Below are 22,030 nucleotides of genomic sequence, written 5' to 3'. Positions count from 1 at the left end.
AGTCATCTCTCCCATCAGGCCGCAACTTTCGTGACGAAGTCGCTGGCGTTGGTCTTGAGCGCACCCAATTGCCCGTCGAGCGCGGCGAAGCCCTCGCCCACCCGATCGATCTCGGAGGCGACGGCTTCGGTATCGGCACGGATGGCGGCGATGGTGGCGGACATCGAATCGGCCGCCAGCGCGGTCTCGTCGACCGCCGCGGTGATCGCCGTCACCGTCGTCGCCTGCGCCTCCATCGCTCCGCGGATGCGCTCCGCCGAGGTCTGCACCTCGTCCACCGTCATCCGGATCGACGCATTGGTCTCCACCGTCGAGCGCGTCGCCGACTGGATCGCCGCGATCTTGGCGGCAATGTCGTCCGTCGCCCGCGCCGTCTGGTTGGCCAGGCTCTTCACCTCCTGCGCCACCACCGCGAAGCCGCGCCCCGCGTCGCCGGCCCGCGCCGCCTCGATCGTCGCATTGAGCGCCAGCAGGTTCGTCTGACCCGCGATGTCGCGGATCAGCCCCAGGATCGATTCGATCGACTTGGCGTGATCGCTCAGCGTCCCGCTCATCTCCACCGCCTGGCTCGCCTGCGCCGACGCCCGCGTCGCGATCTCGGCCGCCGCCTCGACCTCCATCCGCGCGTCCTCGATCGCCCGAATCAGCCCCGCCGCCGTCTGCGCCGCTTCTCGCATCGCCAGCGCCGACTGCTCCGCCGCCGCCGCCACCTCGCTCGTCTTCCCCAGCATCCCGCGCGCGGCGAGCGATGTCCCGCTCGCCTGGTCGCGCAAGGCGACGCCGCGTGTCGACGCGCTCTCGACGGTGGAGGCGATGCTGCTGCGGAAATCCGCCGCCAGCCGGTCGCGGGCGACTCTCTGCCCATGCGCGCTGAACAGGCCGTAGATCGATTCGGTGATCTCGCCTTCCAGGCTGGAGAGACGGATGATGACGTCGATCATCGCCGGCAGCCGCGGATCGGTCGGCTCGACCCGGCGCAGCAGCGCCTCGAGCGCGACGCGGTCGCTCGCGCAGATCATCGAATGCAGCGCCATCGGCTCGATGTCGGCGGCATAGGCCGAGGCGACCGAGCGTTCGATCGAATCGACCCAGGCGCGGCCGCGTGTGTCGAGGAAGCGATTGCGGAGGAAGGTGACGCCGAGCTCGATCATCTTCTGCGTCTCGTGCGGCGCCCAATCGCGCTGGTCGGCGAAGCTCGCCACCCATTGTTCCCAATAAGCGGCCGCGATGCCGTGCGCTTCGGGCTCGATCATGTCCCAGACCGCCCGTGCCGACTCGACGAACGCATCGTCGACGCCGAACACGCGCAGCCGCGTCGGCAGGTCGATCCTGGCGCTCAGGCTTCCGGGCGGCGGCAGATCCTTGGTCAACTCGGTCTCCAGCGTCAGCGCGGCGCACTCACGATGCCGCGCATGTCGTCGCCGGAGATAGGACGGGAATGGTTAAGCGGCGGTTAGGGTCGGTCGACAATTGAGGAGAGCTGACACCTCCCCCCTCGGCGTCACCCCGGACTTGGTCCGGGGTCCACTAAGCCTCGCGGACGGCGCTCAAGCCTCTTGTCCGGTTCCTGCCTTCCGGTGGACCCCGGAACAAGTCCGGGGTGACGGCTGGGAACCGGGCTACGGAAGACCCGCAACCTCAAATGTCGATCCGCCTTAGCCTTCGATAACGCCGTCGACGACGCGATATCGGGTAGCCGGCTCAGGCACCTCGTCGAACAGGCCGGCTTCGGTGCCGGTCATCCACACCTGCCCGATCCCGGCCAGCGCGGCGAACAGCGCAGCGCGGCGGCCGGGGTCGAGATGCGCGGCGACCTCGTCGAGCAGCAGCACCGGCGGACGGGCAGTCGCTTCGGCGACGAGGCCGGCATGGGCGAGGACGATGCCGAACAACAGTGCCTTCTGCTCGCCGGTCGAGCAGAGTGCAGCCGGCTGCCCCCCCTCGACTCCGCTCGGGGCAGGCTTGTCGAGATGCGTCACCGCCAGGTCCTGGCGATGCGGGCCCACCAGCGTCCGGCCGGCGGCGGCATCGCGGCGGCGGCTTTCCCTCAGCGCCGCGGCGAGATCGTCCGCGGCCTCTCCCTCGATCGCCAGCCCCGCACGGGCGAACCCGCCGGGCGCTTCGGCGAGGCGCTCGTTCAGCCGCAGAACGGTGGTGCGCCGCGCCGCATCGATCGCGGCGCCATGCTCGGCCATTGCCGCCTCCAGCGCGGCGAGCCAGTCGGGATCGGCCGGCGCCTCCTCCGCCAATAGCCGGTTGCGCGCGCGCATCGCCGCATCGTATCGGGCAGCGTGATGGGCATGGGCCGGCGCCAGCGCCAGCGTGAGCCGGTCGAGGAAACGGCGCCGCTCCGACGCGGGCTCGACGAACAGCCGGTCCATCGCCGGGGTCAGCCACAGCACCGATACCCATTCCGCCAGCGCCGTCGCCGCGGCGGGCGCACCGTTGATCCGCACGATCCGGCGCTCAGGGGCGGACGGCTGGGTACCGGTGCCGATCTCGATTCCGCCCGCGAGCGTCGCCGCGACCCCGAACCCACCCGCGCCGCCCTGCCGCGCCATCTCCGACAAGGGCGCGCGTCGGAGCCCTCGCCCGGGCGCGAGCAGCGACACCGCCTCCAGCACGTTGGTCTTGCCCGCGCCATTGTCGCCGGTGAGCACGACGAAGCCCGGCCCCGGCGCCAGCGTCGCGGCCGCATGGTTGCGGAAATCGGTGAGGACGAGGCGCGACAGCATCGCGCCATCGCTTAAAGCCTGTTCGAAGGAAGTGGAATCGTGCTCCTGCGAAAGCAGGAGCCCTGGATCACCTGATATCGCCTGCGGCCTGAGCTCCTGCCTTCAGGAGCACCGATAGGCTTCAATCCGAACTGGATGGAGTCTGGGCCAAGATCAGATCGCCTGCACGCCCATCTGGTCGAGGTGGATCTGCGCCTCGTGATATTTGATCGCCGGCAGGATGTTGAGCCGCCGCCGCGCCGCCTCGAGCGGCTCGGCGAGCAGGATCTCGTAATCCTCGGCGTTCAGCCACTTGGCCTGCTTGCCGTGACGATAGCCTTCGATCACTGCGCGCACGACCTTGAGGCTCTTGGTCACACGGATGCTCTTGAGTGCGCCGGCAAGCGCGATCGCGCCCCAGCCGAGTCCCCTGGTCTGGGCAAAGGAAAAGGCGACGAGGCACAGTTCGCCGAGATGCTCCTCGGCGGTATAGCCGGTCAGGATGTGCCAGATGTCGTGGATGTCGCGCTCGCGCTGGCCGAACCAGACGTGCGGGTGCTCGGCCTGTTCCCAGCCGGTTCCGTCCTGATAGCTGATGTCGGCGAGGCCCATTGCCGAGAAGCCGGTCCGGTCGAGGAAGGCGCGGTAATGCGCGCCGACCGATCCTTCAGGCAGCGAATCGAGCCAGGCGCGATCGCTGAAACGCTCGGCGAGGTTGACCCGACGATAGGCGATGCGGCCGCCCTCCACGCTGGTCAGCAGCCGGCGGTAGTTCTTGTGGCTGGTGTCGGCGTTGAGCGCGCGCATGATGCGGAACACCTGCACGGTGTCGTCGCCGTTCGCCATCAGCTTGCGAAGCGCGGTGAAGGCTGCCCGCCAGTCGCGCTTCATCGGCAGGCCGGCGTTGATCACGGGAGCCGGCGCGGCTTCCACTTTGGTGCGCGGCAGGGTATCGATCGCTTGCGTTGCCATGGGTGCGAATCCTTACTGACAATTGTGTCAGTAACCAACGGCGAGGCGGAAATCAAGTTCCAACCGAGCCTGCGCTCAATAGAGCAAGCCGAAGCTCGCTGCGTCCAGGGACATGACCACCACGGCGCAGATGACGAGCCAGAGCGCGGTCAATGGCCATTCACCTTCGCGATCGAACAGTTTCGCCGTGACGGCGGGCATGCCGATGATCCAGAGCAGAAGCCAAGCCGAGCGGATGCCGGTCCAGTCCACGACGAACACCGTCGCTGCAGCGAGGAGCGCGACGATCGCAAGCTGGATCGAGCCGCGCAGGATCGTGACCACCCCGCCCGAAGCCCTCCTTCGAGCGAGACCCGTCAAACCCGCATCGGCATCAGCACATAGAGCGCCGGCGCCTTGTCGTTCTCGCGGATCAGCGTCGGGGCGGCGGCGTCGGCGAGATGGACCTCGACCGAATCGCCCTCGATCTGCGCGAGGATGTCGAGCAGGTAGCGGCTGTTGAAGCCGATCTCGAACGGCATCGCGGCATATTCGCCCGGCACTTCCTCCGCCGCCGCGCCATTCTCGGGCGAGGTCACCGACAGGGTGATCTTGTCGCGGTCGACCGCCATCTTGACCGCGCGGGTCTTCTCGCTGGCGATGGTGGCGACGCGGTCGACGCCTTCCTCGAAGCTGCGCGGGTCGAGCTTCAAGAGCTTGTCGTTGCCGGTCGGGATCACCCGCGAATAATCGGGGAAGGTGCCGTCGATCAGCTTGGAGGTGAGGATCGCCTGGCCGAGGTCGAAGCGGATCTTCGATCCCGACAGCGACACCCCGACCGATCCGTCGACCTCGTCGAGCAGCTTGCGGAGCTCGCCCACCGCTTTCCGCGGCACGATGACATCGGGCATCCCGTCGGCACCGTCCGGCTTCGCCACCGTCACCCGGGCGAGGCGGTGGCCGTCGGTCGCGGCGGCCTTCAGCGAATCGTCGGCGATGTGGAGGAAGATGCCGTTGAGGTAATAGCGCGTCTCCTCGGTCGAGATCGCGAAGCGCGTCTTGTCGATGATCTGCTTGAGCGTCTCCGCCGGCAGCTCGAACTGGGTCGGCAGCTCGCCCTCGGCAATCACGGGGAAGTCGTCCCGCGGCAGCGTCGGCAGCGAGGAATTGTAGCGGCCCGCGCGAATCGCCAGGCGGCCTTCCGCGGCGCTCAGCTCCACCTGGCTGCCTTCGGGCAGCTTGCGCGCGATGTCGAACAGCGTGTGGGCGGAGACGGTGGTCGCGCCGGCCTGGTCGACCGCGGCCGCGACCGTCTCGTCGATCTGCAGGTCGAGGTCGGTCGCCATCAGGCGGATCGCGCCGTCCCCCGATGCCTCGATCAGCACATTGGACAGGATCGGTATGGTGTTCCTGCGCTCGACCACCGATTGGACATGGCTCAGCCCCTTGAGCAGGGTTGCGCGTTCGATCGTCGCCTTCATCTCAAACCCCCGGACGCCCCCGGATGCGGCCGGCGGCAACTTTGCCGAACTATCTCTAGCGCGAAAAAGGGCCGGAGCAAGCGCCCCGGCCCTCTTGTTTGCCGCAATGCGGCAGCTTGACGTCAGAAGCGCCCGATCAGAAGCGGACGCCGACGCCCGCCAGCAGCTGATGGCGGTCGAGATCGACGTCATAGTCGTCGAGCTTGCTGTAGTTCGAGTAGCGATACTCGCCCTTGATGTAGGCGGTCGGCGTGATCTTGTACTCGATGCCGGCGCCGAGGCGGTAGCCGTCGAGGTTGGCGTGATCGCTGACACTGGTGGTGGCAGTGTCGTAGCGCGCGTCGATGCGCTGGTTGGTGTAGCCGGCCTTTGCGTAGAGCAGCGCCCGCGGCGAGACGGCGTAACCGATGCGGCCACCGACGTAGATGTCGCGGCCGGTGTCGACGCGCAGGCGATCGCCCGCAGCGAGCACGTCGTTGGCGCGCGTGTCGGCGCTGGAACCGGTCAGCTCGGCCTCGGCGCCGAACACCGCCTGGCCCGCCTGGAAATCATAGCCGACCGCGCCGCCGTAGACGACGCCGTCCTTGCTGGCACCCTGCCCGCCGTCACCCTTGAAGTGATCCCAGCCGGCCACGCCCTCGACGCGCGGGCCGCTGAACGGCGCCTGGTCCTGGGCGAAGGCGGGGGTTGCGACAGTGGCCGCCAACAGGGCGGCAAGGGCAATCTTACGCATTGGTAACTCCATTCAAACTCCCGCCAGTGGGTGGCGGGACCGGCTAAATGGTGCGCCGCACACCAAGTTGCATGAACCTCAGATAAACAGCGAAAAGCGTTGCATTTCGGCCACAGATCGGGCTTGGCAGGAGCATGGCGGGACGGACCGAACGCAAGGGGCGCGACTTCATCGCGCGGCATGGGGAAACGGTGTTCAACGCTGCGCGGCGGATGCAGGGAAGCCAGCCGCACACACCCCTCACCCGCGCCGGTTTCGCCCAGGCCGATGCGATGGGGGAGGCGCTACGGCGCATCCTGGGGCCCACGCCCAAACTTACCATGTGGTCGTCGAGCGCCGGTCGCGCGCTGCAGACGCTGGCGGTGATCGCCGAGCATCTCGAGCTCGACTGGCACCAGGCGCGTCACGACGACCGGCTGGTCGAGATCGGCATGGGCGAGTGGAGCGGGCGCTACTACCGCGACATCGCGGCGGAGATCGGCGACGGTTTCGTCGACCTGTCGCACGGCCTCTACACGCGCCCGCCGCCCGGCGGCGAATGGTACGACGCTATCGCGACGCGCGTCTCCGGCTGGCTCGACGATACCGACGACGATCCAGGCGACCGGCTCGTCATCATGCACGGCATGTCGAGCCGCGTGCTGCGCGGGGTGATGACCGGTGCCGACGTGCTCCCCCAATTCGACGCGCCGGTGGCGCCCAGCCTGCCGCAGGGATCGATCGCGATGATCGAGCATGGCGTCGAGACGATCGTCCACTGGGGCAGCGGCGAGGGCGGGACGCCGACGTGAGCCTGATGCTCGCGCTGGCGCTGCAGGCGGCGGCGAGCGGGCGGACGCCGCTCGGCGTGTTCGCGCGCTGGGGCGCGTTCCGCGACGCCACGCCCGCGCGCTGCTACGCCATCGCCGAGCCGGTCGCCCACTCCGATGCGCGCCCCTTCGCCAGCATCGCCACCTGGCCGGGCGACGGCGCGCGCAACCAGCTCAACATCCGCCTCAGCCGCCCGCGCGCGCCGAATGCCAAGGTCACGCTGTCGATCGGGGAACGCCGCTTCGAGCTGATCGCGGGCGACCAGGATGCCTGGGCGCCCGACGCGCGCACCGATGCCGCGATCGTCGCCGCGATCCGCGCCGGGCGCAGCATGAGCGTCGAGACGCTGAGCGCCCGCGGCGCCCCCTTCGCCGACATCTATCCCTTGAAGGGCGCCGCCACCGCGATCGACGCCGCTGCGGTCGGCTGCGCTCGGGCGAGATAGGCGCCGAGGCCCGCCACCAGCGCGTCGAACACCGCCCGGATGCGCGCGACGCCGCGCAAGTCCTCATGCATCACCACCCAGGTTTCCAGGTTGTAGCTGAATTCAGCCGCGAACAGGCGCACGAGCGCGGGATCGCGCGCGGCGAGCGGGACCTGGCAGACGCCGATCCCCACACCGGCGCGGATCGCGGCGAGCTGCGCGAGGTCGCTGTCGGACCGGAACATGAAGTCGCCGGTCCCCACCGGCAATCCCTCGGCCTGCACCGCCTTCAGCACGGCATTGTCATGCTCGGGCCCGATCAGACCGCACCGGCGCGCCTCGTCGATCGTCGCCGGTGCGCCGACCCGCGCGAGATAGTCGCGATGCGCGTGCAGCCCGAGCGGGATCGCGCCGATCCGCTTCGCCACCAGCGCCTCCTGCACCGGGCGGACCATCCGTACCGCGACATCGGCCTCGCGCCGGAGCACGTCCTCGTTGCGGTTGCTCGGCGACAGCGCGATCCTCAGCCGCGGGTGCGCCGCGCGCAGCTCGGCCAGGATCGGCGGCAGCACCTCGACCGCGATCACCTCGCTCGCCGAGACGCGGACCACGCCGGCCACTTCGCCCGCCTCGGCCGAGGCCGCCCGCGCCATCGCCTCGGCGGAGAGCGCCATCGCCTCGGCATGGCCGCCGAGCGCCAGTGCGGTCTCGGTCGGGCTGAGCCCGGCGGGCGTGCGGGTGAACAGCGCCACACCGAGCGTCGCCTCCAGCTCCTCGATCCGCCGCCGCACCGTCGGCTGGGCGAGATCGAGCGCGCGCGCGGCACCCGACAGGCTGCCCGCGCGCAACACGGCGAGGAAGGCGCGATGATGATCCCAGTCCATCAAATTTTGATAGGCCGACTGTTTATCCTTGGCAATTTTATGCAGGCACCGAGTGCCTCATATCGCCGCCGTCACATGGATGGAGGCGACGATGGCGAGGACGGCTCTGGTGCTGGGCGCGACCGGCGGGATCGGCGGCGAGACGGCCCGCGCGCTGGCAGCGCACGGGTGGCGCGTGAAAGGGCTGAGCCGCACGCCGCGCACCGGCGACGGGATCGCATGGGTGGTGGGCGACGCGATGGACCGCGAAGCGGTGATGCGCGCCGCCGAGGGCGCGGACGCAATCGTCCATGCGGTCAACCCACCGGGCTATCGCGATTGGGACAGGCTAGTGCTGCCCATGCTCGACAACAGCATCGCCGCGGCGCTGGCGGCGGGCGCGCGGCTGGCGCTGCCCGGCACGATCTACAATTATGATCCCGCCGCTACCCCGGTGGCGCGGCCGGACTCGCCGCAGGCGCCGGCGAGCCGCAAGGGCGCGATCCGCGTCGAGATGGAACGCCGGCTCGCCGAGACGCCCGGCCTGCGCGCGCTGGTGCTGCGCGCCGGCGACTTCTTCGGGCCGCGGCCGGGCAACAGCTGGCTGTCCCAGGGGATGGTGACGCCGGGCAAGCCGGTGCGGTCGGTGATGACGCCGGGCGCGCCGGGAGTCGGCCATGCCTGGGCCTATCTGCCCGACGTCGGCGAGGCGTTCGCGCGGCTGCTCGATCGCGAGGCCGAGCTGCCCGGTTTCGCATGTCATCATTTCGCCGGCTATTGGGACGCCGGCGGAACGCAGTTCGCGCGCGCGGTCGCCGATGCCGGAGGGCAGCCGCACGCGAGGGTCTGGCGGATGCCATGGGCGCCGATGCCGCTGATCGGCCTGTTCAACCCGACGATGCGCGAGATGGTCGAGATGAAGCCCTATTGGCGCCACCCGGTCCGCCTCGACAATACCAGCCTCGTCGCGACGATCGGCGAAGAACCGCACACGCCGCTGGCCGAGGCGCTGGCGACGACGCTTAGGGCTCTGGACTGCCGAAGCTAGGAACTTCCGACGTCGGACTTATGGTGCCGTTTCGCTTTCCGGGACGTTGGCGACGGAGGCTCACATCCGAGGCGCACCCAGGCCAAGGCAGGAGACAGGATCATGGTCCGTCATCTCATTGCATTGACGGTGCTGGCCGCCATGCCGGCCACATCGGCCCCCGGGCCCGACGAACCCAGCTTCATCGACGCGACCGCGACCGCGCTTCCTACGGCGCCGGAGCTCCACGCCCTCGACGGCGTATTCGTCGATGTCGACCGCGACGGCGATCTCGACCTCGCGCTGGCGGTCGAAGGCGACGTGAACCGGCTCTACATCAACGACGGCACGGGCCGCTTCAGCTGGAAGCAAGGCGTGTTCGGCACCAAGGCGCACGACAGCGAGCATGTGCGGACAGCGGACTTCAACGGCGACGGCTGGCCGGACCTGGTCTTCGTCGCGGAGGACGACAAGGCACACCAGCTGTTCCTCGCCGCCCCCGGCGGCCGCTTCACCGACGCGAGCGACCGGCTGCCCGGCCGCAGCGAAGGAAACGGCCTCGCCGTGGGCGACGTGAACCGCGACGGCCTTCCCGACATCGTCATCGGTTCGTCCGGCGCCGCCAAGGGCGACGGGCAGGAGCTGCTCTGGCTCAACGACAAGGCCCGGCCCGGGCATTTCGTCGATGCGACCGCCACCCATCTCCCCGCCGTTCGCGACGACACGCAGGACGTTGCGCTGATCGACATCGACGGCGACGGCGACCTCGACATGGTCGTCGCCAACGAGCGCCCGCCGAGCCGGCTGCTGCTCAATGACGGCCGGGGCCGGTTCATCGACGCGTCCCGCCGGCTGGACCCCAAGGTCCCAATGGAGACGCGCGAAGCGCACGTCTTCGACGCCAACGGCGACGGCCAGGTCGACATCCTGCTGCTCAATCTCACCAGCAACGCCGGCAAGTGGGACAAGGACCCGCAGGCCCGGCTGCTCATCAACGACGGGCGGCGCTTCGTCGACGAGACCGCACGGCGGCTGCCGCCCAATCGTTTTTCGAGCTGGGGCGGCGAGGTCGTCGATTTCGACCATGACGGCCATCCCGACCTGCTGGTCGGCGCGATCGACGTCCCCGGTTTCAAGCCGATGCAGGTCCGCGCCTATCGCAACGATGGCACCGGGCGGTTTCGCGACGTGACCGCCACGGCGATGCCGGCCGAGACCAAGGGGCGCGCGTGGAGCATGGACGTGGGCGACGTGAACCGCGACGGCATCGACGACGTCTTCATCGGCGGATGGGGAACGCAGGCGCGCCTGCTGCTCGGCCGCAAATGAGGCCCGGTCCCGCTGCGCAGCCTTTCGGTCGATGTGGCGGGCGGCCCCGGAGTGTCCGGATGAAATGGAATCGTGCTCCTGCGAAGGCAGGAGCCCAGGATCATGGGGACATCGCCAGCGGCCTGAGCTCCTGCCTTCGCAGGAGCACTGACGCTGCTTCGATCTGAACAGGACAGACCCTAGAAAATCGCCGCCGCTTCCGCTACATGAGCGCCCATGCCAGCAGCATCGGCCGCGCCCATGCCCATTCCCGGGCACATCGATCCCGTGCCCGTCGAGCGCGCCTTCAGGCCGCGCGCGGATGGCCGCATCGACCTGCTCGGCCTGTCGCGCGACGACCTGCGCATGGCGCTGGAGACCGCGCAGCTCGAACCCAAGCAGGCGAAGCTGCGCGCCAAGCAGCTGTGGCACTGGATCTACAACCGCGGCGTCACCGACTTCGAGCTGATGACCGACATCTCGAAGCAGCTCCGCCCGTGGCTGGCGCAGCGCTTCGTGATCAGCCGACCCGAGGTGGTGACCGCGCAGGTCTCGTCCGACGGCACGCGCAAGTGGCTGCTGCGCTCCGACGACGGGCAGGAATATGAGAGCGTCTTCATCCCGGACGCCGATCGCGGCACGCTGTGCGTGTCGAGCCAGGTGGGGTGCACGCTCAACTGCCGCTTCTGCCACACCGGCACGATGCGGCTGGTCCGCAACCTGACGCCGGCCGAGATCGTCGGCCAGGTGATGCTCGCCCGCGACGCGCTCGGCGAATGGCCGAGCCAGCCCGAGGGCCGGATGCTCACCAACATCGTGATGATGGGCATGGGCGAGCCGCTCTACAATTTCGACAACGTCCGCGATGCGCTCAAGCTGGTGATGGACGGCGACGGCCTCGCGCTGTCGAAGCGGCGCATCACCCTGTCGACCTCGGGCGTGGTGCCGATGATGGCGCGCGCGGGCGAGGAGATCGGCGTCAACCTCGCGGTGTCGCTGCACGCGGTGACCAAGGAGATCCGCGACGAGATCGTGCCCTTGAACCGGAAATACGGGATCGAGGAGCTGCTCCAGGCCTGCGCCGACTATCCCGGCGCCAACAACGCGCGGCGGATCACCTTCGAATATGTCATGCTCAGGGACAAGAACGACAGCGACGAGGACGCGCGCGAGCTCGTCCGTCTGATCAAGGCCTACAAGCTGCCGGCCAAGGTCAACCTGATCCCGTTCAACCCCTGGCCCGGTGCGCCCTACGAATGCTCGACGCCGGAGCGGATCAAGGCCTTCTCGAACATCGTGTTCGAAGCCGGCATCTCCGCCCCCGTCCGCACCCCGCGCGGCCGCGACATCGACGCCGCCTGCGGCCAGCTCAAGACCGCTTCCGAGCGGAAGAGCCGCGCCGAGCTCGACCGGCTGGCGGAAGAGAAGCAGGCGGCGCTGGGTTGAGCGCCCTCCGTCATCCCGGCGAAAGCCGGGATCTCCGGCCGCAAGCACACCGCCTGACGCATGAGACTCCGGCTTTCGCCGAAGTGACGTGTTGATGGTCGACCTGTCCTCCCTCGCCCTCGCCGCCGGGGCCGGCCTGATCGGCGGCACGATGAACGCGCTGGCCGGCGGCGGCACCTTCGCCACGCTGCCGGCGCTGATCGCGATCGGGCTGCCCGCCAACATCGCCAACGCCACGTCCAACGTCGCGCTGCTACCGGGGGCGGCGACGAGTGCCTGGGCCTTCCGGGACGAGCTCGGGCCGCTCGGCAAGGTCGACTGGCGCGTGCTCGCCGGCATCACCTTCGTCAGCGGCATCATCGGCAGCCTGCTGCTCGTGCTGACCCCGGCGCGCGCGTTCGACGTCATCGTGCCGTGGCTGCTGCTGTTCGCCTTTGCGGTGATGCTGTTCGGCAGGAGTGCCGCCGCATGGCTGCATGCGCGGGTGACGATCGGCGCGCCGACGCTGGTGGTGTGCCAGGTCTTCCTCGGCATCTACGGCGGCTATTTCGGCGGCGGGGTGGGGCTCGTCACCACCGCGGTCTACGGCCTGCTCGCGCATACCACGCCGCGCCAGATGTTCGCGCCGCGTACGCTGATGCTGGCCATCGCCAACGGTGCGGCGGCGATCGTGTTCATCCTGTTCGCGATGGCGGTGTGGTGGGCGTGCCTGCCGATGCTGATCGGCGGCATCGTCGGCGGCTGGATCGGCGCCGGCATCGGCAAGCGCCTGTCGCCGCTCGCGGTGCGCATCTGGACCCTGCTCGTCACCGGCGTCACCACCGCGGTATTCTTCCACCGCGCCTATTGGTAGGATCGCCCGGCATGGACGAGCCCTCCGTCTCCCCGCCGCCGCAGGTGATCCGCCGACACGCCCTCGCGACGCGGCTGTGGCATTGGACCAATGCCGTCTGCATCTTCGTCCTGCTCGGCTCCGGGCTGATGATCTTCAACGCGCACCCGCATCTCTACTGGGGGCAGTATGGCGCGAACTTCGACCATCCGTGGCTCAGCCTGCCGCGCTGGCCCGGCTGGCTGACAATCCCGTCGACCTACAATCTCGCGCTGGGGCGGCGCTGGCACCTGTTCTTCGCGCTGGTGTTCGCCTTCGGCCTGCTCGCTTTCATGATCGTGAGCCTGCTGAACCGCCATTTCCAGCGCGACTTGACCTTCCGCCGGCGCGAGCTGGCGCCGCGTCACTTGTGGGAAGACCTGAAGGACCATCTCGCCTTTCGCTTCCACGACCCCGACGATCCCGGCCGCTACAACACCCTCCAGAAGGCGAGCTATGTCGCCACCATCTTCGTGCTGATCCCGCTGATGATCTTCACCGGCCTCGCCATGTCGCCCGGCATGAACGCGGCCTGGCCGTGGCTGATCGACCTGTTCGGCGGCCGCCAGTCGGCGCGGTCGATCCATTTCATCGCGGCGGGGCTGATCGCGCTGTTCACCGTCGTCCACCTGACCCTGGTCATCCTCGCCGGCGTCGGCAATGAGCTGCGTTCGATGATCACCGGCAGATGGAAGGTATCGGAAGAATGATCGTCACCCGCCGCGCGCTGATCGGTAGCCTCGCCGCGACCACCCTTGCCGGTTGCGACGCGGTCGGCCGCAACCCGGCCGCGCGCGACATCCTGTTCTCGGCCGAGAACATGCACCGCTGGCTCCAGCGCAGCCTCGCCGGCCGCACCGCGCTGGCGCGCGAGTTCCGGCCGGACCAGATCTCCCCGATCTTCCGCGGCAACGGCACCCAGAACCCCGACTCCCCCGAATATCGGGCCCACGCCGCCGCGAGCTTCGCCGGCTGGCGCATCGCGGTCGACGGGCTGGTCGCCCGCCCGCTCAGCCTGTCGATGGCCGAGCTGCGCCGCATGCCCGCCCGCACCCAGATCACCCGCCACGACTGCGTCGAGGGCTGGAGCGCGATCGGCAAGTGGCATGGTCCACCGCTCAAGCTGCTGCTCGACGCCGCCGGCATGAGCGATCGCGCGCGCTACATCGTCTTCCACTGCGCCGACCGCTTCGGCGTGCGGCCCTATTACGAATCGCTCGACCTGATCGAGGCGCTCCACCCGCAGACCATCCTCGCCTGGGCGCTCAACGACGCGCCGCTGACCGTCCGCAATGGCGCGCCCGTGCGGCTGCGCTGCGAGCGCCAGCTTGGCTACAAACACGCCAAATATGTCCAGCGGATCGAGGCGGTTGCCAGCCTCGATGGCATCCATGGCGGCAAGGGCGGCTATTGGGAGGACAAGGCCGGCTACGACTGGTACGCCGGTATCTGACGAACCGGGGCTTTTGCACAGCCAAAACGATTGCTAGGCAACGGCGCGATGTCGCTGATCGATCGTTTCTTCGCGCGCGCAATCAAGCGCGGCCAGCTCACCGTGATCCACGCCGACGGCAAGCGGGTGAGCTTCGGCACGCCCGATCCCGAGCTGCCGTCGATCACCATCCGCTTCGCCAAGGGCGCGGTCGGCCGCATCCTGCGCGATCCGGCGACGGGCGCGGGCGAGACCTTCATGGACGGATCACTGGCGATCGAGGAGGGCGATATCCTCGGCCTGCTCAGCCTCGCCACCGCCAACAACCCGTGGGAGCGCGACGACAGCGCGCTCGAGGCGAGCTGGCTCGGCCGCGCGCTGACCGCGATCCGCTTCCGCATCGACCGCATCAACATGACGCGCCGGTCGAAACGCAACGTCGCGCATCACTATGATCTCGACGACCGGCTCTACGACCTCTTCCTCGACCGCGACCGCCAATACAGCTGCGCCTATTTCACCGATCCTTCGAACAGCCTCGATCAGGCGCAGGAGGACAAGAAGGCGCACATCGTCGCCAAGCTCGCGATCCAGCCGGGGATGCGCGTGCTCGACATCGGCTGCGGCTGGGGCGGGATGGCGCTCTACATCCACCGCAAGACCGGCGCCGAGGTGCTCGGCGTCACCCTGTCGGAGGAGCAGCTCAAGGTCGCCCGCCGCCGCGCCGAGGAGGCCGGGGTCGCCGACAAGGTCAAGTTCGAGCTGATCGACTATCGCAACCTCACCGGCACCTTCGACCGCATCGTCTCGGTCGGCATGTTCGAGCATGTCGGCACGCTCTACTTCCGCGCCTTCTTCGAGAAATGCCGCGCGCTGCTGACCGAGGAGGGCGTGATGCTGCTCCATACCATCGGCCGCACCGACGGGCCGGGGGTCACCGACAAGTTCACCCAGAAGTACATCTTCCCCGGCGGCTACATCCCCGCCCTGTCGGAGATCGCACGCGGATACGAGGGCGTGCGCATGTTCTGCACCGATATCGAGGTGCTGCGGCTGCACTACGCCTACACGCTGAAGGAGTGGTACGACCGCACCGTCGCGGCGAAGGATGCGCTGGTCGAGCTCTACGACGAACGTTTCTTCCGCATGTGGACCTTCTACCTCGCGGGCGCCTACGTCACCTTCCAGTACGGCAACATGGTGAACTACCAGCTCCAGTTCGCGCGGGGCCGCCACACGCTGCCGATCACCCGTGATTACATGGCCGAGGCGGAAGCCAAGCTGCGCGCGTCGGCGTAAGGTACGAACCTAATTAAGCCCCTCCCCTTCAGGGGAGGGGTTGGGGTGGGGCCTATCCGCAGGCGAGTTGCTTGGGGCACTGCCCCACCCCCGCCCCCTCCCCTGAAGGGGAGGGGCTTATGGTCCAGTCACCCCGGATAGCGCGTGCGATTGTCGGCGAGGCTGCCGGCGATCAGTTCCTCGAGCACGCCCATGTCCACGTCCTTCAGCGACTTGAGGTAGAGACAGCCCTTGCCGGTACTGTGCTTGCCCAGCCGGGCGAGCAGCGCCTCGCGCATCGGATAGCCGCTCGCCAGGTAGAGCGTCAGCGCCGCCTTGCGCGGGCTGAGGCCGATCCGACACATCTCGCCCTCGCGGCCGCTGTCGTATTTGTAGCGGTACTTGCCGAAGCCGATGATCGCCGGACCCCACATCGCCGCCGGCTCGCCGGAAACCTTCGCCATCAGCGCCGCGACGGTGCGCGCGTCGGCGCGGCGGCGTTCGTCTGGAACAGCGTCGAGGAACGCCTCGACCGACGCGGCGGTCGCCTGTGTCTTGTTCTCCGCCATTGCCCTCTCCCCCTCCCGTCACCCCGGCCTTGTGCCGGGGTCCACCGTGCAGCTGGAGCCGAACCGTGCGGACTGTGCGGCACGGTGGCCCCCGGCACAAGGCCGGGGTGACGAAGGGGAAAAGGCGCCCTAAGCCGCCCATCCATGGCCGCCCTCCCCCTCACCCGCCGCTCGATCCTCGCGCAGGCCTGGCCGATCATGGTCGGTCAGATGACGGTGCCGCTGGTCGGCCTGGTCGACACCGCGGTGATCGGACGCACCGGCGATGCCGCGGCGCTGGCCGGGGTCGCGCTCGGCACCACCATCGTCAACTTCATCTTCTGGAGCTTCGGCTTCCTGCGCATGGGCGTGACCGGCATGACTGCCCAGGCGGCCGGCGCGGGCGACACGGCGGAGACCGATGCGCTGCTGGTGCGCGGGCTGGCGGTCGGGCTGGGTTTCGGCGCATTGCTGGTGATGCTTCAGCTCCTGCTTATCCCGCTCGCCTTTCAGCTGCTCGCGGGCGGCGCCGATGTCGACGCGTCGGCCAAGCCCTATGTCGCCGCACGCTTCCTCGGTGCGCCGGCGAGCCTCGCGGTGTTCGCGATCAACGGCTGGCTGCTGGGGCTGGGTCGCACCCGCGCCGCGCTCGCGCTGCAGATCGTGATGAACCTGGTCAACGTCGGGCTCGACGTGCTGTTCGTCTGGCACTTCCACTGGGGTGCGCGCGGCGTCGGGCTCGGCACCGCCTGTGCGGAATGGACCGCCCTGGCGGTCGGTCTCGTGATGGTCGCCCCGCATCTCCGCGCGCTTCGCGATCGGGCCCGCCTGTTCGATGCGGCGAGGATGCGCCGGTTGTTCGCGGTCAACGCCGATATCATGATCCGCACCGTCGCGCTGCTGCTGCTGTTCGCCTGGTTCACCAACGCCGGCGCGCGGCTCGGCGCGACCACGCTGGCGGCGCAGCAGGTGCTGATGCAGGCGGTCGGCATCGTCGCTTTCGTGCTCGACGGGTTCGCCTTCACCGCCGAATCGCGCGTCGGCCATGCCGTCGGCGCGAACTCCCGGGCCGACCTCAGGCGCGCGGTGCGCCTGACGGGGGAGTTCTGCCTGGCGACGGCGCTGATCTTCTGCGCCGTCATCGCCCTCGCCGGCCGCAGCGGCATCGACCTGCTCGTCACCGACGCCGCCGTCCGCGAGCGGGCGGAGGCGCTGCTGCCCTTCGTCGTCCTCGTGCCGCTGGTCGGCACCCCGGCGTGGCTGCTCGACGGCGTGTTCATCGGCGCGACCGGCGGACGGGCGCTGCGCAACGCCGCGATCCTGTCGACGGCGCTCTACGTCGCCACCGATCTCGCGCTCCGCCCGCTCGGCGCGGCGGGGATATGGCTGGGGCTGCTCGCGAGCTATGTCTATCGCGCGCTCGCGCTCGGCTGGCATTGGCCGCGGCTGCTCAGCGGTCTTGCTCCATGGGACCCCGCCTGATACCGGCCCGCGTCCCCGACTCCCTGGAGCCCGTTACCATGTCCGACCAGATCAACCGTGTCGTCCTCGCCTTCTCGGGCGGTCTGGACACCAGCGTGATCCTGAAGTGGCTCCAGCAGACCTATAATTGCGAGGTCGTCACCTTCACCGCCGACCTCGGCCAGGGCGAGGAGCTCGAGCCGGCGCGCGCCAAGGCCGAGCTGATGGGAGTCAAGCCCGAGCACATCTTCATCGACGACCTGCGCGAGGAGTTCGTCAGGGACTATGTCTTCCCGATGATGCGCGCCAATGCGCTCTACGAGGGACTGTACCTGCTCGGCACCTCGATCGCGCGGCCGCTGATCGCCAAGCGCCAGATCGAGATCGCGCGCCAGGTCAATGCCGACGCGGTCAGCCACGGCGCCACCGGCAAGGGCAACGACCAGGTCCGCTTCGAGCTCGGCTATTACGCGCTCGCGCCCGACATCAAGGTGATCGCTCCCTGGCGCGAATGGGACCTCACCAGCCGCACCCGCCTGATCGAGTTCGCCGAGGCGCACCAGATCCCGGTCAGTAAGGACAAGCGCGGCGAAGCGCCCTTCTCGACCGACGCCAACCTCCTCCACACCTCGAGCGAGGGCAAGGTGCTCGAGGATCCGTGGGAGGAAGTGCCGGACTACGTCTATTCGCGCACGGTCAACCCCGAGGACGCGCCCGACGCGCCCGAGATCATCACGATCGATTTCGAGAAGGGCGACGCGGTCGCGATCAACGGCGAGGGCCTGTCGCCCGCGTCGCTGCTGGCGAAGCTCAACGACCTCGGTCGCACCCACGGCATCGGCCGCCTCGATCTCGTCGAGAACCGCTTCGTCGGCATGAAGTCGCGCGGCATGTACGAGACGCCGGGCGGCACCATCCTGCACCTGGCGCACCGCGGCATCGAGCAGATCACGCTCGACCGCGGCGCCGCCCACCTCAAGGACGAGCTGATGCCGCGCTATGCGGAGCTGCTCTACAACGGCTTCTGGTTCTCGCCCGAGCGCGAGATGCTGCAGGCGGCGATCGATCACAGCCAGGCCAAGGTCGCGGGCACGGTGCGGCTCAAGCTCTACAAGGGCGGCGTCCACGTCATCGGCCGCAAGTCGCCGCATTCGCTCTATTCGGAGAAGGTCGTGACCTTCGAGGACGACCAGGGCGCCTACGACCAGCGCGACGCGGCGGGCTTCATCAAGCTGAACGCGCTGCGGCTGCGGCTGCTGGGGCGGCGGGATCGCGCCTGAGCGCGGACCGTCAACGGCGCATTAACTCTATCTTAGCGCCTGCCGCGCCATTGCTCTCCCGTCACAGGGGGAGAGTGGACGGATGGTGGGCGACAATACGGCGGTCGACGTCGCGATCATCGGGGCCGGCCCAGCCGGGCTGACCGCGGCCTATCTGCTTGGCAAGGCCGGCTACTCCGTCACCGTCATCGAGAAGGACCGCGATTACGTCGGCGGCATCAGCCGCACCGTCGAGCATCAGGGCTTCCGCTTCGACATCGGCGGCCATCGCTTCTTCTCCAAGTCGAAGGAAGTGGTCGATCTCTGGAACGAGATCCTGCCGGACGATTTCATCGAACGGCCGCGGATGAGCCGGATCTATTACGAGGGCCGCTTCTACAGCTATCCGCTGCGTGCGTTCGAGGCATTGCGCAATCTCGGCCTCTGGCGCTCGGCGCTGTGCATGGCGAGCTATGCCAAGGCGAAGCTCTTCCCGATCCGCGAGGTGAGAAGCTTCGAGGACTGGGTGATCAACCAGTTCGGGCGCAAGCTCTATTCGATCTTCTTCAAGACCTACACCGAGAAGGTGTGGGGGATGCCATGCGACACCATGTCCGCCGACTGGGCGGCGCAGCGGATCAAGGGCCTCAGCCTCGGCGCCGCGGTGCTCGACGGGCTCAAGCGCTCGCTGGGGCTTAACAAGCGCCCCAACGACGGGATGCAGGCCAAGACGCTGCTCGAAAGCTTCCGCTATCCGCGGCTCGGTCCGGGGATGATGTGGGAAGCTGCCCGCGACAAGGTGATCGGCCACGGCAACCGGGTGCTGATGGGGCATGCGCTGCGCCAGCTCTCGCATGACGACGCCGCCGGACGCTGGCGCGTGCAGGCGACCGGCCCCGCCGGCGAGACGGTTACGATCAGCGCTGCCCACGTCATCTCGAGTGCGCCGATGCGGGAGCTCGCCACCCGCCTCCATCCGCTGCCCGCGGCGCTGCCGCAGGCCTCGGCGCTGCGCTACCGCGACTTCCTGACCGTGGCGCTGATGGTGCGTGCGCCCGATCTCTTTCCGGACAACTGGATCTACATCCACGATTCGAAGGTGAAGGTCGGCCGCGTCCAGAATTTCCGGAGCTGGTCGCCGGAGATGGTCCCCGATCCCGGGATCGCCTGCGTCGGCCTCGAATATTTCTGCTTCGAGGGTGATGGCCTGTGGGCGTCGACCGACGACGAGCTCATCGCGCTGGCGACGCGCGAGATGGCGACACTCGGTCTGTGTCGACCCGACCAGGTGGTCGGCGGCGCGGTGGTCCGCCAGGAAAAGGCCTATCCGGTTTATGACGACGATTACCGCGCCAATGTCGACCGGCTCCGTCACGAGCTGGAGGAACGCCATCCCACGCTGCATCTCGTCGGACGCAACGGCATGCACCGCTACAACAACCAGGACCACGCGATGATGACGGCGATGCTGACGGTGCGGAACATCGTCGCCGGCGAGCGGGTCTACGATGTCTGGGCGGTCAACGAGGATGCCGAGTATCACGAATCCGGCAACGAGGGCGAACGGGCCGCGCTCGCCAGCTTGCGCGGAGTGCCCGAACGACTGAAGGCCGCCTGACGGTACGCGGCACAGATGACCGCGCTTCACCGCCACCCCCTGTTCGCGCCGGTCGCCATCGGCTGGGCCATCGCCGCGGCCGTGCTGACTCTGGTTGCCGCTCGCTCGATCGCCCATCTCTGGTTCCCCGATGCCGACGACGCGATGCGCCTGCTCCAGGTGCGCGACTGGCTCGCGGGACAGAGCTGGTGGGACGTCAGCCAGCACCGGCTGTGGGGCGGCCATTTCGCGATGCACTGGTCGCGTCTGGTCGATCTACCGCTTGCGGCGGTGATGCTCGCGTTTGACCCGCTGGTCGGCCCTGCCGCCTCGAACCGAATCGCGATGACGCTGGTGCCGCTGTTGACGCTGCTCGTGGTGATGGCGCTCGGCGCCGAACTGACCCGCCGGCTGGCCGGCCTGGAGCGGGCAAAGCTGGCCGTGCTGCTGGCACCCCTGTCGGTACCGCTCCTCTTTCAGCTGCGGCCGCTCCGGATCGACCATCATGGTTGGCAGATCGCGCTGGCGATGCTTGCCGCGGTAGTGCTGGTCGGCCGGCCTTCCGCGCGATCTGGAGTGATCATGGGCGGGGCGCTGGCGGTGCTGCTGACGATATCGCTCGAAGGGCTGCCGGTCAGCGCCGTGATGATCGCGATGGCGATGCTGGCATGGGCGTTCGACCCGACGCGGCGGCCGCAGGCGATGGCCTTGATGGGAACGCTTGCGGGCGGGATCGTCCTGCTCCACGTCGCGACCCGTGGACCAGCGATGTTCCAGCCGGCCTGCGACGCCGTCGCGCCAGCCTGGATCGTCGCGATTTGGGTGGCAGCGACCGGCTTCGGCGCGGCGATGCTCGTGCCCGCCCGATCTCTCGTCGCGCGCCTTGCCCTGCTGACGCTGGCCGGCGGTGCGGCGCTGGCGGCGCTCGTTGGCATGGCGCCGGACTGTGTACGCGGCCCCTTCGCCTCACTCGATCCGCTCGTCTATCGCTTCTGGTATCAGAACGTCTCGGAAGGGCTGCCGATATGGCAGCAGACGCTGGCCTGGGCACTGATGACGGCGGGCTTTCCGGTGGTCGGGCTGATGGGCACGATCCTCGCCCGGCGCGGTGCCGCCGGACCCGAGCGCGTGCGCTGGACGATGATGCTGGGGCTCGCGAGCGCATCGTTTGCGCTATCGCTGCTAGTGATCCGCACCGGCGCCACTGCCAATGCGCTGGCGCTTCCCGGGGGCGCATGGCTTCTCCACGCGATGCTGGTGCGTGCGCGTGCCGTGAGGTCGCTGCTGCCGCGCATTGCCGCCACTGCCGGCGCGCTGGTCGCGGCAGCGCCGGGACTGGCGGCGGGCGGGCTCTTCGACCTGCGGGCCTCGCCGGTCACCTTCCCGGTCGCCCCGCTCACCCGTCCGCCATGCACCCATTCGCAGGAGATGGCCGATCTCGCGCAGCTCCCGCCGTCGCTGCTGTTCGCGCCGATCGACGCGACGCCAGCGCTGATAGGCTGGACCAGCCATCGCGCCATCGCCGGCGGCTATCACCGCAATGTCGCGGCAATGCACCGAGTTATCGCCACCTTCATCGCCGATCCGGAGGAGGCGCATCGATCGGTGCTGGCGAGCGGAGCACGCTACGTCGTCGGTTGCCCCGGCGAGAACGAGACCGAGATCTACAAATCCGCGGCCCCGAACGGTTTCTGGGCTCAGCTGGAACGCGGCGAGCGGTTCGACTGGCTCGAACCGGTGCCGATCGCCCATTCGCCGGTCCTCGCCTGGCGTGTCGTCTATCCGTCAAAGCACGGCTTGTCCCAAGGGGGGTCTCGCCCCTAGAAG

General features: G+C 68.8%; 21 protein-coding genes. 13 read left to right on the top strand and 8 right to left on the bottom strand.

Features of this window, described 5'->3' with window-relative positions; genetic code table 11:
- Nucleotides 1-14: 14 nt before the first annotated feature.
- The 6 genes from AC2YHA_RS14850 to AC2YHA_RS14825 all read right to left on the bottom strand — a co-directional run bounded on the left by AC2YHA_RS14850 (nucleotide 15) and on the right by AC2YHA_RS14825 (nucleotide 5,879).
- Nucleotides 15-1,370, bottom strand: a complete 1,356-nt coding sequence (locus tag AC2YHA_RS14850; protein ID WP_406693577.1) for a methyl-accepting chemotaxis protein — start codon at nucleotides 1,368-1,370, stop codon at nucleotides 15-17.
- Nucleotides 1,371-1,655: 285 nt separating this feature from the next.
- Nucleotides 1,656-2,735 carry a DNA replication/repair protein RecF gene (gene recF / locus AC2YHA_RS14845; protein ID WP_233784252.1) on the bottom strand — a complete coding sequence of 360 codons (1,080 nt, stop codon included), beginning with the start codon at nucleotides 2,733-2,735 and terminating at the stop codon, nucleotides 1,656-1,658.
- Nucleotides 2,736-2,888: 153 nt separating this feature from the next.
- Nucleotides 2,889-3,686, bottom strand: a complete 798-nt coding sequence (locus tag AC2YHA_RS14840; protein ID WP_487402209.1) for a Coq4 family protein — start codon at nucleotides 3,684-3,686, stop codon at nucleotides 2,889-2,891.
- Nucleotides 3,687-3,761: 75 nt separating this feature from the next.
- Nucleotides 3,762-4,010 carry a hypothetical protein gene (locus AC2YHA_RS14835; protein WP_233784254.1) on the bottom strand — a complete coding sequence of 83 codons (249 nt, stop codon included), beginning with the start codon at nucleotides 4,008-4,010 and terminating at the stop codon, nucleotides 3,762-3,764.
- A 32-nt stretch (nucleotides 4,011-4,042) separates the two neighbouring features.
- A complete protein-coding gene (gene dnaN / locus AC2YHA_RS14830) occupies nucleotides 4,043-5,146 on the bottom strand; it encodes a DNA polymerase III subunit beta (protein WP_233784255.1) in 1,104 nt (367 codons plus the stop codon).
- A gap of 136 nt (nucleotides 5,147-5,282) precedes the next feature.
- Nucleotides 5,283-5,879: an outer membrane protein gene (locus AC2YHA_RS14825; protein WP_233784256.1), complete on the bottom strand. Its 597-nt coding sequence runs from the start codon at nucleotides 5,877-5,879 to the stop codon at nucleotides 5,283-5,285.
- A 134-nt stretch (nucleotides 5,880-6,013) separates the two neighbouring features.
- Between AC2YHA_RS14825 and AC2YHA_RS14820 the strand changes: the two genes are divergently transcribed.
- Complete coding sequence (locus AC2YHA_RS14820) at nucleotides 6,014-6,670, top strand: histidine phosphatase family protein (RefSeq protein WP_487402208.1); 657 nt, start codon at nucleotides 6,014-6,016, stop codon at nucleotides 6,668-6,670.
- A gap of 5 nt (nucleotides 6,671-6,675) precedes the next feature.
- Nucleotides 6,676-7,134 (top strand): invasion associated locus B family protein, encoded by a 459-nt coding sequence (locus tag AC2YHA_RS14815; protein WP_487402323.1) that lies wholly within the window; start codon nucleotides 6,676-6,678, stop codon nucleotides 7,132-7,134.
- Here the strand turns inward: AC2YHA_RS14815 and AC2YHA_RS14810 are convergent.
- Nucleotides 7,068-7,997: a LysR family transcriptional regulator gene (locus AC2YHA_RS14810; RefSeq protein WP_487402207.1), complete on the bottom strand. Its 930-nt coding sequence runs from the start codon at nucleotides 7,995-7,997 to the stop codon at nucleotides 7,068-7,070. The two genes, AC2YHA_RS14815 and AC2YHA_RS14810, sit on opposite strands and share 67 nt — an antisense overlap.
- A 91-nt stretch (nucleotides 7,998-8,088) precedes the next feature.
- On the opposite strand from AC2YHA_RS14810, the gene AC2YHA_RS14805 reads away from it, so the two are divergent.
- The 7 genes from AC2YHA_RS14805 (at nucleotide 8,089) to AC2YHA_RS14775 (ending at nucleotide 15,359) form a co-directional block, all read left to right on the top strand.
- Nucleotides 8,089-9,024: an NAD-dependent epimerase/dehydratase family protein gene (locus tag AC2YHA_RS14805; RefSeq protein WP_487402206.1), complete on the top strand. Its 936-nt coding sequence runs from the start codon at nucleotides 8,089-8,091 to the stop codon at nucleotides 9,022-9,024.
- A gap of 102 nt (nucleotides 9,025-9,126) precedes the next feature.
- Nucleotides 9,127-10,332 (top strand): FG-GAP repeat domain-containing protein, encoded by a 1,206-nt coding sequence (locus AC2YHA_RS14800; protein ID WP_487402205.1) that lies wholly within the window; start codon nucleotides 9,127-9,129, stop codon nucleotides 10,330-10,332.
- A gap of 240 nt (nucleotides 10,333-10,572) precedes the next feature.
- Nucleotides 10,573-11,757, top strand: a complete 1,185-nt coding sequence (rlmN, locus tag AC2YHA_RS14795) for a dual-specificity RNA methyltransferase RlmN (protein ID WP_487402204.1) — start codon at nucleotides 10,573-10,575, stop codon at nucleotides 11,755-11,757.
- A 94-nt stretch (nucleotides 11,758-11,851) separates the two neighbouring features.
- A complete protein-coding gene (locus AC2YHA_RS14790; protein WP_487402203.1) occupies nucleotides 11,852-12,610 on the top strand; it encodes a sulfite exporter TauE/SafE family protein in 759 nt (252 codons plus the stop codon).
- A gap of 11 nt (nucleotides 12,611-12,621) precedes the next feature.
- Complete coding sequence (locus AC2YHA_RS14785; protein WP_487402202.1) at nucleotides 12,622-13,338, top strand: cytochrome b/b6 domain-containing protein; 717 nt, start codon at nucleotides 12,622-12,624, stop codon at nucleotides 13,336-13,338.
- Entirely contained in the window at nucleotides 13,335-14,081 is a 747-nt protein-coding gene (locus AC2YHA_RS14780; protein WP_487402201.1) for a molybdopterin-dependent oxidoreductase, read from the top strand. Before AC2YHA_RS14785 ends, AC2YHA_RS14780 begins: the two co-directional genes overlap by 4 nt.
- A gap of 48 nt (nucleotides 14,082-14,129) precedes the next feature.
- Nucleotides 14,130-15,359, top strand: a complete 1,230-nt coding sequence (locus tag AC2YHA_RS14775) for a class I SAM-dependent methyltransferase (protein ID WP_487402200.1) — start codon at nucleotides 14,130-14,132, stop codon at nucleotides 15,357-15,359.
- A gap of 128 nt (nucleotides 15,360-15,487) precedes the next feature.
- On the opposite strand, the gene AC2YHA_RS14770 is transcribed toward AC2YHA_RS14775, so the two are convergent.
- On the bottom strand, nucleotides 15,488-15,907 hold the full coding sequence (locus AC2YHA_RS14770; protein WP_487402199.1) for a DUF1801 domain-containing protein: 420 nt from the start codon (nucleotides 15,905-15,907) through the stop codon (nucleotides 15,488-15,490).
- Between the two features lie 144 nt (nucleotides 15,908-16,051).
- On the opposite strand from AC2YHA_RS14770, the gene AC2YHA_RS14765 reads away from it, so the two are divergent.
- The 4 genes from AC2YHA_RS14765 (at nucleotide 16,052) to AC2YHA_RS14750 (ending at nucleotide 22,027) form a co-directional block, all read left to right on the top strand.
- The gene (locus tag AC2YHA_RS14765; protein ID WP_487402198.1) at nucleotides 16,052-17,368 is read left to right on the top strand and encodes an MATE family efflux transporter; all 1,317 of its coding nucleotides are present in this window, start codon (nucleotides 16,052-16,054) and stop codon (nucleotides 17,366-17,368) included.
- 38 nt (nucleotides 17,369-17,406) lie between these two features.
- Nucleotides 17,407-18,627, top strand: coding sequence for an argininosuccinate synthase (locus tag AC2YHA_RS14760; RefSeq protein ID WP_487402197.1), 1,221 nt, complete (start codon nucleotides 17,407-17,409; stop codon nucleotides 18,625-18,627).
- A gap of 82 nt (nucleotides 18,628-18,709) precedes the next feature.
- The gene (locus tag AC2YHA_RS14755) at nucleotides 18,710-20,224 is read left to right on the top strand and encodes an NAD(P)/FAD-dependent oxidoreductase (protein ID WP_487402196.1); all 1,515 of its coding nucleotides are present in this window, start codon (nucleotides 18,710-18,712) and stop codon (nucleotides 20,222-20,224) included.
- Between the two features lie 15 nt (nucleotides 20,225-20,239).
- Nucleotides 20,240-22,027: a hypothetical protein gene (locus tag AC2YHA_RS14750; protein WP_233784270.1), complete on the top strand. Its 1,788-nt coding sequence runs from the start codon at nucleotides 20,240-20,242 to the stop codon at nucleotides 22,025-22,027.
- The last annotated feature ends 3 nt before the right edge of the window (nucleotides 22,028-22,030 follow it).

This window comes from Sphingomonas sp. SRI_018 (assembly GCF_057586275.1).
Note: the sequence above shows the minus strand (reverse complement) of the source record. Positions and strands in the feature narration are given on the sequence as shown.